General features: G+C 67.7%; 7 protein-coding genes. 2 read left to right on the top strand and 5 right to left on the bottom strand.

Annotated elements, in window-relative coordinates:
* The first annotated feature begins 1 nt into the window (after position 1).
* Positions 2 to 1,318: a TIR domain-containing protein gene (locus tag VJT49_RS20840; RefSeq protein ID WP_324166542.1), complete on the top strand. Its 1,317-nt coding sequence runs from the start codon at positions 2 to 4 to the stop codon at positions 1,316 to 1,318.
* Here the strand turns inward: VJT49_RS20840 and VJT49_RS20835 are convergent.
* Together VJT49_RS20835 and VJT49_RS20830 are read right to left on the bottom strand one after the other, a co-directional pair.
* Positions 1,315 to 2,034 carry a GNAT family N-acetyltransferase gene (locus VJT49_RS20835; protein WP_324166541.1) on the bottom strand — a complete coding sequence of 240 codons (720 nt, stop codon included), beginning with the start codon at positions 2,032 to 2,034 and terminating at the stop codon, positions 1,315 to 1,317. The two genes, VJT49_RS20840 and VJT49_RS20835, sit on opposite strands and share 4 nt — an antisense overlap.
* Before the next feature lie 574 nt (positions 2,035 to 2,608).
* Positions 2,609 to 4,027 (bottom strand): IS1380 family transposase, encoded by a 1,419-nt coding sequence (locus VJT49_RS20830; protein ID WP_324166577.1) that lies wholly within the window; start codon positions 4,025 to 4,027, stop codon positions 2,609 to 2,611.
* A 224-nt stretch (positions 4,028 to 4,251) separates the two neighbouring features.
* Here VJT49_RS20830 and VJT49_RS20825 point away from each other — a divergent pair, with 224 nt between their 5' ends.
* Complete coding sequence (locus VJT49_RS20825; RefSeq protein WP_324166540.1) at positions 4,252 to 5,100, top strand: cytochrome P450; 849 nt, start codon at positions 4,252 to 4,254, stop codon at positions 5,098 to 5,100.
* A gap of 158 nt (positions 5,101 to 5,258) precedes the next feature.
* On the opposite strand, the gene VJT49_RS20820 is transcribed toward VJT49_RS20825, so the two are convergent.
* From VJT49_RS20820 to VJT49_RS20810, 3 genes are all read right to left on the bottom strand, one after another.
* The gene (locus VJT49_RS20820; RefSeq protein WP_324166539.1) at positions 5,259 to 7,061 is read right to left on the bottom strand and encodes an FAD-dependent monooxygenase; all 1,803 of its coding nucleotides are present in this window, start codon (positions 7,059 to 7,061) and stop codon (positions 5,259 to 5,261) included.
* A gap of 227 nt (positions 7,062 to 7,288) precedes the next feature.
* Complete coding sequence (locus VJT49_RS20815) at positions 7,289 to 8,800, bottom strand: class I adenylate-forming enzyme family protein (protein ID WP_324166538.1); 1,512 nt, start codon at positions 8,798 to 8,800, stop codon at positions 7,289 to 7,291.
* Positions 8,801 to 8,819: 19 nt separating this feature from the next.
* Positions 8,820 to 10,280 (bottom strand): aldehyde dehydrogenase family protein, encoded by a 1,461-nt coding sequence (locus VJT49_RS20810; RefSeq protein WP_324166537.1) that lies wholly within the window; start codon positions 10,278 to 10,280, stop codon positions 8,820 to 8,822.
* Positions 10,281 to 10,282: the final 2 nt, after the last annotated feature.

Below are 10,282 nucleotides of genomic sequence, written 5' to 3'. Positions count from 1 at the left end.
GGTGCCGAATCCCTTCTATTCCGAGGAGCTGTTCGTCGGCCGGGACGCGGCGCTGTCCCGTCTGGCAGGCAGGCTGGACCAGGGCAGGTCGACGCTGCTCATCGGCGGGCGCCGCGCGGGCAAGACGACGCTGACCCGCCACCTCACACCCCATCTCGTAGGTCGCGGGCTCGTGCGTACCGACGTCAGCGGCTGGGATCTGAGCTCTGAGCAGGCGGCACTTGGCGCGCTGCTGGGCGTCGTGTCAGGCGAACAGGAAACCGTGCACAGCCAAGCATCCCGGCACGACGTGGTGATGTCGCTCCGGAAGGCGGCGCCACTCGCGCTAGTGATCGACGAGGCCGACAAGGTCCTGCTCGCCCAGTGGGGGCCGGGTTTTTTCGCATTTCTGCGCTGGCTCGACGACACGCACCTGCGCCACGACATCGGCATCCTGCTGGCAGGCGGTCCGGTGCTCGCGTCGTTTCGCGACCCCGACGACAAAGGGTCGCCACCACTGAACACCGCGGAGCCGCACTACCTGGATCCGCTCGACCGGGCCGCGGTGGAGCAACTGGCCGCCAACCTACCTGGCACCGACGTCGACAGCCTCATGGATCACTGCGGCGGCCACCCCTGGCTCACGACGCGCCTGCTGGCGGCTCTGTATGAGGGAACACCGGTGGAGGACGCGCTCGACGAAGTCTTCGACTTGGCCGCGAAGACGTTCCAGGTGTGGGAACGGCAACTCGGCGAAGGCGGGCGAACCCTGCTACGACGTCTACCATCTGAGGGCGTCACTCAGGCGCAACTCCGCGAGCACCCCTGGTCGAAGCATCGCGAGGCCGCCCGTCTGGGCCGCAGCATCGGCGCACTGCGGGTCGAGGACGGCCGCGTCCGGCTGGGACCAAAACTGTTCAGCGAGTGGTTCCTCGGCCGCGACCCCGGCGAGTTGCACTGGGACCTGGCCATCTCCTACGCCTCAGAGGACGAGGCGCTGGCCCGGCAGATTCACCGACGGCTGCGCACCGAGTTCAAGGTCTTCTACGCGCCCGAGGAGGACGCGCCGCTGTGGGGCACCAACCTCACCAGGGTCCTGCCCAACACCTACGGGGTGCGCAGCCGCTACGTGTTGGTGATCAGCACGGAGGTGTACGCGACGAAGTACTGGACGCAGATCGAGTACGACGCGGTGGCCAACGAAGCACCGGAACGGATTCTCCTGCTCGACTGCGGAAAGCTGCCCGACAACATCCCGGAAGGCTTGGTGTATCGAGGAAGCACGCCCGCACAGATGGTGGGCCTTATCGACGCGCTGCGTGAGAAGCTCGTCCCTTAGCTAACCTTACCGCTTCGAAGTGAAACCCTATGGAACAGCTTGGTCTTGTCGAGCTCCACGCCGCGCGCCGCGTAAAAGTCCTGCGCATTGCGGTTGCCGAGATCGGTCATCCACTCGACCCGGCTGCAGTTGTGCTTCCTGGCGATGTCGATCAGGCCGTCCATGAGCAGGTCGCCGATACCCGTCCGCCGATGCGCTTCCGCGACGTACAGTTCCTTGAGGAACAGCGACCGTGTGACCCGAACAGCAGGCCACAAGAAGGAGTAGCAGGCGGCCCCGGCCAGCTCGGCGCTTTCCCAGGCCAGCAGCGCGTACGCGGCTGGCGGGCCGACGAACAGCGCCTCCGTGATCTGCCGCACGCGGTCGTCGAAGGGCTCGAACTCGGGCCGTTGCAGCGATTGGACCAACTGCCGCGCTCGGCCATCGATGATGCCTTGCCGCTGCGCGTCGGTCAGCCCAACCAGCGTGTCCAGGGCTTGTGTGGCGGCAGCCGCTGGATCGCCGTCGCGGGCGAGGCACTCGGCGCCGTCGAGTTGCGTGAACGCACGGTCCATGAAGTCCTCGGCAGGAACCAGCTCAAGCGCGCGGTCCTGAGCGAGGCGCGCTCGTTTCGTGTCCCCGAGGTGGGTAAGGGCATTGCTCTCGTGGAGGCGGAGTTGGGCTTCGTTGTAGCCGAATGTTGACGCGAGGCCAGGCGCCACGCGATCCGAGAGCACCTGCTGCGGGACCTGGCACGCCGCTACCGCCGTGAGCCCATTGCTCCTGTTCGCCGCAGTGGTTCTGGGTACGCCACGGCTCTGGGCGGTAATGCTGCTCGCACGGGACCGGCTGATCACGCGCCAGAAGGCACGCGTGAACGATCGGACGCGTGTCACCGTCGCCGAATTGCAAGCGCGGCTCGAACGCGAGCGCGTCGAGCAAACGGACGATCTATGGAAACAGACCCGGCGGCTCGCCCGACAAGCGGGTTTGCCGCACGGGTGGGTCTGGCCGGAACAAGACTGGGATGCCGGGGAACCGCGCGTTACGTCACCTCGTCCAAGACCATATGCCCGGCGACTGAGGGAGCGTGTCGAGCAGGACGGGGCTACCGCACGTCTGACCCGTTTCCTACGAGTAAGCCCGGTTAGTTGATCTTTGACGTGGTGTTGATCTTGTCGGCGGGTTTTGGGTGTGCTGGTGGCCCGGGTGGTGCGCCGGGTTTGTGTGAGGAGCAGGGTCGGGTCGGGCCTCGGGGGGCGTGGTCACGGGTGGCGGGGACGTGGCGCGGCAGGTGACGGGGTGTCTGGCTCAGGTAGCGGGGATTTTCCGGAGTCTGGCGAGGATTTCGGCGAGCAGGCCGTGGCCGGGTGGGAGGCGCAGGATTGCTTGTCCTGCATGGGAAACGAGTCGTCCGGGGACGCGGATGAGCCGGTGGCGAAGCGTGGCGATCATGGCTTTGCCGCCGCGAATCCCATGCCCGATCAGGGTTTGCCCGTCCCGGTCGCGGCTTTCGGTGGCGGTGAGCTGGTGCAGCCAGGCGGCGATGTCGGCGGCCAGCAGCGCCCCGTGCATCCACGCTGTGTTAATTTCCTTGTAGCCGCTGGGTAAATGACGCAACGCGGCCCCGTGTTTGCTGTCCCGGAAGAGGTTCTCGATCGTGGTGCGTTGCCGGTACCAGTGTTCGACCGCGGCCGCCTTCGCGGGGGTGGACACGTCGATGTTGGTGCACACAAACGAATACGCATAGATGCTGTCGGCGTCGGCGAGCTCATCCAGCGGCAGGGCGCGCTGCTCGGGGTGCAGGGTACGGCGCCGCCTCGACCGGGAATCCGCGGACACCTGGGAGATATCGAGCTTGACCCGGCGGATGAGGATCTCCGTCTTCGCCGGCCACCAGGCTGGCCGATACGAGGCGACCGCGACCTGTGCGGTGTCCATGTCGATTGCGTCGGTCCAGTCCTGCTCGGACAGGCCTGACAGCAGCCGCCACATCGGCGCGATCCGTTTCGCGCCGATCGCGAACTCGATGCCCTCCAGAAACGCCACCCGGGCCAGCGTCCCGTCGAAATACCCCGTGTCGGCGCGCAGCCGCACCCGGCCCCGCCGGACGTCGCGCGGTAACCCCGTCAACGCCCGCTTGAGCATGCCGGGCGCGCTCGCGCGAGCATCGTCGTTGCCGGAGAACAACTCCGCCGCCAGCACGGTCTCCATCTCCGCCCAGCACGCCACATGCGGGCGCCCCACTCGCTGCCCCTGATGGTTGTAGGAAACCCCGCGCTTCTCCGATCCATATACCTCAACGTCCGTGGTATCCAGATCGATCGTCACCGACTCCGCCAGTCGCATCTGCCGCCGCACCGGCAACCGCTCAAACACCCGTTCCGTTATCCGCGCCACCCCGGCTTCTACAGCCCTCCATTGCGGATCCGTGAATCGCCGCGCCAGCCCGCCTGCCGTGGTCGAGGACAACCCCGCCACCGGCGAGATCTCCTGCCCCGCCACGTCCACGCGCTGCCGGTCCAGGCCCACCAGGAAATCCTCCCCGGCCAGCTGCGCCGACGCCAGACCGACCAGCAGTTCCCCCGCCCCAAACCCCCGGCACCGCTGCTTGATCCGGCCGACCGCCGCCTCCAGCAGCGTGATCATCCCCAAACGATCCACCAACTCAGTCACCGCTGCCATCCCCGACACCGCCGTCAACGACGGATCCGGCGCGCCGACCCGCACCTGCCGCCGCCTCCGATGACCACCACCTACACTGCCCACCAGATGGGTGTCCTCTCCAACGGAATGAAACCGGCCTCGCAACCAACATCATCCCAGGCCAGAGCGGCACCCATCACCATCTCCGAACGCGTGTCACCGCCCTACTCGCGGATTCGGGTCAGAGCCCGTTCACACCGCGTCGGGTGAAAATCCAGGCGGAGGGAATTCGGCGCAAAGCCGATACGGTGCTCGATCGGCTGGAGCGAGACGGCAGGGTCGAGTTTGTCGGTGACGTGGCATACCCACTGTCCTTTGCGGCGCTCAGTGAAGTCCTGGGCATTCCGACGGATCGGTTCGATCTCTTGGAGCGCGGGGTTGAGGCGACGTTCGCACTGCTCGCCGGCGGGTTGTCGGACGAGGCGGAGGTCCTCAAGGCGGCGCGGACGTGTGCCTACCTCTACGAGTACGTGTACGCGTTTGTCGAGGAGTGCCGGGCCCATCCGACGGACGACTTCACGTCGGTGATCGTCAACGCGCGACGGGAAGACGGGTCTCTCGAATCGACGCATGAGGCGCTCAAGCACGTGTGGACGCTGGTCATCGCCGGCTTCGAAACGAGCGCCAATGCGCTCACCAACGGGCTCCGGTCGCTGCTGACGCACCGCGATCAGTGGGACATGCTGCGCGCGGACCGCGGTCTCATCGGTGGTGCGGTCGAGGAAATGCTGCGTCATCGCACGCTGTTGAAGCGCATCTTCCGGCTCGCCAAGCGGGACGTCGTGGTTGGTGGAGTGACGATCCCGAAGGGTGCGCGCGTCGCGCTGCTGGCTGCCTCCGCCAACCACGACGACCGGGTCTTCGAGAATCCGGACGCATTCGACATCACCCGCAAGCAACCGCACCTCGCGTTCGGCAAAGGACCGCATTTCTGCGTGGGGGCACCTCTCGCCCGGCTCGAACTCAGGGTCGCTCTCGAAGCGATCCTGGACCGATTCCCCGATATCGCGATCGCGGACGATCAGGAGATCACCTGGCGCCCCAACCCGATGCTCGACGAGATGAACTCGCTCTACCTGAAGGTGGGCGGTACATAGGGTGTCTGGCCGTTCTCCGGCGGCCTGGCCCGATGTCACGGTTCCGTCCTGGACCTTGGATTGACTGTCAGTTGATCCGTGGTTTGGTGTTCCGGCTGGCTAGGCCGGTCGGTGGCCCATACAACGACGTGAAACGGTGGTTGGAAATCCGGCACTGCTCAGGTGGCGCTGACCCCCTCGGCCGTCGCAGGCACCAGCTGACGAGTGACATCGGTACGACCGTCGAGGCTGAGGGCCTGACGTACGGCCGCGCGCAGGACCGCTTCGGGGCTCTCGGGTCGACCGGCCGAACGCCAGGCGATGAACCGGTCCGGACGAACCAGCAGGGCGCCGCGGTCGTCGATTTCCCGAACCGCCTCCCACTCGCCGAGCACGTCGTCGTATTCACAGCGGTAACCCACGACATACACGGGTAGCTCGATGCCCAGCTCGGCGCTCACCGCTGCGGCGGCTTGAGCCCATGACTTCCCGCCGATGCCGGTGATCAGGCTGAAACGTCCGTGGCCGGCCAGGTCGAGGGTGGACACCTTGCGGCGCCTGTGCTCGACCCAGGCGTGCGGAAGGTGGGCACCCGGGTGGGTGGTCGGGTGGTAGTACAGGTCCGCATCGCGGGTGGGAGCCGGGAACGGCGTTCCGTCCTCGACCACTGCGCCCGAGGTGTAGCGCTGCCCGAGTTCCACGCCCTGCGCGTTGGACCGGTAGTGCTGGAGCGCGACCGCTTCGGCGAGTGCTTTTCGACGTTCAGCGGCCCCTTCGGCGTCGGAGGCCAGTTCGTTCAGTGACGTCCAGGCTTCCTCGGCGGACCGGTCCCGGCGCAGCCCGAGTACCTCCACGGCGGCTCCCATGTTCTTCAGGTTCTTAATCGCCCGGTCGACGACCTGCTTGCCCACCGGCTGGCGTTCCTCGTCGTAGCTGTCGAGCAGCTCCTCGCCGGCATGTCCGGACAACACGAAAGCCAGCTTCCAGGCCAGGTTGTACGCGTCCTGAATCGAGGTGTTGCTGCCCAGGCCGCCGGAGGGTGGATGCCGGTGCGCCGCGTCGCCCGTCAGGAAGACCCGTCCCCGGCGGTACTCGGTGGCGACGACGTTGTTGACCTGCCACTTGCTGGTGCCCTTGACGCGAACGTCCGCGTTCGGGTCGCCGATCATCGTGCGGGCGAACTCGATCAAGGCGGTATCGGAGGTGTCCGGCTCACCCCCGTTGGGGTCGTACTCCCGGGTCAGGACCCAGTCGTGGAACGGACGCACGCAGAGGAAGCTTCCCGAGCCCACCCATGAGTCGCCGCCCGGCTGGAGGATGGTGTAGATGACGCTGGGCCGGTACGCGGCATACTCGGTCAGGTCGACTTCGATCCAGGCGTTGAGCATGTGCTTCAGCGCCGTTTGCCCCTCGAAACCGAAACCGAGCTGCTCGGCCACCGTCGAGCGCCCGCCATCGGCGGCAATCGCGTAACGTGCCCGAATCAGGTACTCCTCCATGGTGTCCCGCGTCCGGACACGAGCCAGCACCGTGCCGTCGGACTGGTCGATGGCGACGAGCTCATGGGAGAAGCGAATGTCGGCGCCGCGCTCGAGGGCCGCGTCGAGCAGTATCGGCTCGACCAGGTGCTGTCCCGCGGTGAAGGGTTCGCATGGGCTCGCCGCGGCATAGTCCGCCAGCCGAGGCCCTGTTCCATACGACGGGTACCGGAAGATCTCCAGCCCGGTAAAACTGGTCGCAAGCACGTTGTTGCCCAGTGTCTTCAGCGGTTGGCCGACCTCGTTCAGCCGGTCCTCGATGCCGAGATCCCGCAGGATCTCCACCGTTCGCTGGTTGGTGTGCGTTGCTCGCGGCTGCGGTGCCGTGCCGGGATGTTTCGAAAGCGTGATGGCCGAAACTCCCAGCATGCTCAAAAGAGCGGACGACGTCAGACCGGCGGGCCCGGCGCCGACCACGAGGACGTCTGTTTCGAACGTTCGCATCGAGAACCTCCAGCTCTCCAGACGACATCCAGCTCTTCGCCGCGACCGGGCGCGAGCCGGCCGGCCAGCTCGGATCGCGACGCGGTATGTGTCGTTGATAACCGGAGTCGGCGCCGACCTGCCAGCATCGGGTTCCGTTGGGTGGACGCTGACGGCCTGACGCGTCGGAAGCACTCCATCCCTGCGCGCAGTGCGTTTCGGACCTGCTCTCCCGAGGGTCCAAGCGGTCAGGAAGTCGGGTTCCGTTCGGAGCGCAGTGTGGTCTGGATGTCGTTTCGGCGGATCTTGCCGACCGGGTTCCTGGGGAGGCTTTCCCATACCGCGATTCGCCGGGGGAGCTTGTATTTCGCTATGTGCTCGGCCAGGTAGGACCGCGCTTCCTCCAGCTGAAGGGACTCGCCGGGCACCGGGACGACGACGAGGGTGACGAGTTCGCCCCATACCGGGTCGGGTATGCCGACGACGACCGCTTCGGCGACGGCCGGGTGCCGCAGGATGGCCAGTTCGACCTCGACCGGATCGACGTTCTCGCCGCCGGTGATGATCGTGTCCTTGCTGCGGCCGACGATCACGAGGTCTCCGTCCGGGTCGAAGTACCCGCGGTCGCCGGTGCGCAGACCCTCGGGGCGGAAGGTGTCGCGGGTGGCGTCCGGACGGTTCCAGTACCCGGCGGCGACGTGCGGGCCCGTCACGAAGATTTCCCCGGTCTCGCCGTCCGGGACCGGCCGGCCGGACTCGTCCACCACGCGGACATCGGTCAGTGGTGCCGGCGGGCCGGACGAGACCGCCTTGCGGGCGACCTCGTCGCGCCGCCGGAAGGTGACCGACGGGCCTGCCTCGCTGAGCCCGAAGCTGGCGATCACCGGGACGCCCATCGCCGACCACCGGGTGGCGACGTCGGGCGGCAGGGGAGCGCCACCGCTGAGGATCCAGCGCAGCGTGGCGATCCTGGCCTTGTCGAACTCGGGCGAGCGTTCGAGGAGCGTCAGCATGGTGGGCACCGCGAACGTGATGGTCACGCCTTCGTTCTCGATGGCGGACAGGCATGCCCGCGGGTCGAACTTCCGTTGCACGACAAGGGTGGCGCCCTTGTAGAGGGTGTTCGCCGCGAGCATGTTCAGGGTGCCGGTGTGGAACAGCGGCGCGTTGACCAGCGCGACATCGTCGGTGGCGATGTCCAGGCCGAGCAGGGTGTTGATGCTGTTCCAGTGGAGCGAGGAGTGGGTGAGCGCCACTCCCTTGGGCTTGCCCGTCGTCCCCGACGTGTAGCAGATGACCGCGACGTCGTCGGGGCCCACCTCCGCCAGCGGCTGGAGGTGGGCGTCCGCGGGCTCGCGCAGCCATTCGTCGAACTCGACCACCGGCGGCAGGTCCGGCAGCGAACCCGACCGGACGGTGTCCGCGTCGGTGCCGGCGCAGACCACCGACGGCGCCGCATCGGCCAGAAAGAAACGCAGCTCGTCGAGTGTCGAGGCGACGTTCACGGGCACGAAGGCGGCGCCGACCCGCGAGCAGGCGTAAGCCGCGACGAGCATCTCGGGCCGGTTCTCGCTGACACAGAGAACCCGGTCCCCGCGGCCGACGCCCCGTGCGCCCAGCAACGCGGCGAAACGCCGGATGCGTTCGGCCAGGTCCGCGTAGGTGAGCGTGGCGCCCTCGAAGACGATCGCGGGCAGGTGAGGCTGGCGCTCGGCTCGCCGCTCGACGAGCTCGCCGTACCTGAGTCCCCACGTTTCCATGCTGGTCGTACTCTCCCGGTCAGATGGGGTAATGGCGGCTGCCGGCTTGCAGGGTGATCCACCGCAGTTCGGTGAACTCCTCGAGCGCGGCACGGGAGCCGAACCGGCCGAAACCGCTGTCGCCCACACCGCCGAACGGCATCTGCGGCTCGTCGTGCACGGTTGCCCCGTTGATGTGGCAGATCCCGGACCTGATCCGCTTGGCCAGCTCGAGGGCATGCGCGACGTCGGAGCTGAAGATCGCACTCGACAGCCCGTAGGGAGTGTCGTTGGCGATGTCGACCGCGCTGTCTTCGGAGTCCGCTTCGATGATCGAGGCGACGGGACCGAACGACTCCTCGTGGTAGATCCGCATTTTGGACGTGACGCCGCGCAGCACGGTGGGCTGGACGAAGAGCCCGTCGCGCTTCCCGCCGGTGAGGATCTCGGCCCCGAGGCCGACCGCGTCCTCGATCAGTGCCTCCACGTGATCGGCGGCTTGCGCGTGGACCATCGGCCCGATCTGGGTGCCGGGGTCCGCCGGGTCGCCGACCGTGAGCGAGGCGGCGTGGTCGGCGAGCTTCCGGGAGAACTCGTCGAGAATCTCGGTGGCGGCGACGATTCGCTCGGTGGACATGCAGATCTGGCCCTGGTTCATGAACGCGCCGAAGGCGGCCGCGGCCACGGCGTCGTCGAGAGGCGCGTCGCGGAGAACCAGCAGCGGTGCCTTTCCGCCGAGTTCGAGCACCACGCGCTTGAGGTGTTTGCCGGCCAGCTCACCGATGATGCGGCCGACGCGGGTCGATCCGGTGAAGTTGACGCGCCGCACGTCCGGGTGGGCCACGAGGCGCTCGACGATCCGGGGCGCGTCGTCGGGGGCGTTGGTGATGAGGCCGATGACGCCGGCCGGGACGCCCGCGTCGTGCAGGGCACGCGCGATTTCGGCCTGCGTGCCGGGTGTTTGTTCGGAGGCCTTGAGGATGACCGGGTTCCCGTAGGCGAGCGGCATCGCCACGGCACGGACCCCGAGGATCAGCGGTGCGTTCCACGGCGCGATGCCGACGGTCACGCCTGCCGGCTGCCGGACACCGAGCGCGGTCAGGCCGGGCACGTCGGACGGGATGACCTCGCCGACCATGGAGTACGTCTGGGCCGCCGCCTCCTTGAACATGCCGACCGCGACGTGCACGTTGAAGTGGCACCATCCCGCCGCGGCGCCCATCTCGCGCGACATGAGCTCGGCGATGCCGGCGCTGCGCTCGGACAGCACGGTCGCCGCCCGCTCCAGAACCTCCCGGCGCCGGGCCGGGCTGGCAGAACCCCACTCGCCGGCGGCCTCGGCGGCGGCCGCGACGGCCCGATCGACGTCGTCGATCCCGGCGGCGGCCACGCGCGCGACCGGCTGACCGGCGGCACTGGTGGTCGTCATGGTGTTCCCGGTGCTCGCCGGACCCCACTGACCGTTGATGAGCAGCTCGACGCTGCGGACGTTTCCGTTCACGG

It is taken from the genome of Amycolatopsis sp., from assembly GCF_035276945.1.
In the GTDB taxonomy this organism is placed as follows: Bacteria; Actinomycetota; Actinomycetes; order Mycobacteriales; family Pseudonocardiaceae; genus Amycolatopsis_E.
Note: the sequence above shows the minus strand (reverse complement) of the source record. Positions and strands in the feature narration are given on the sequence as shown.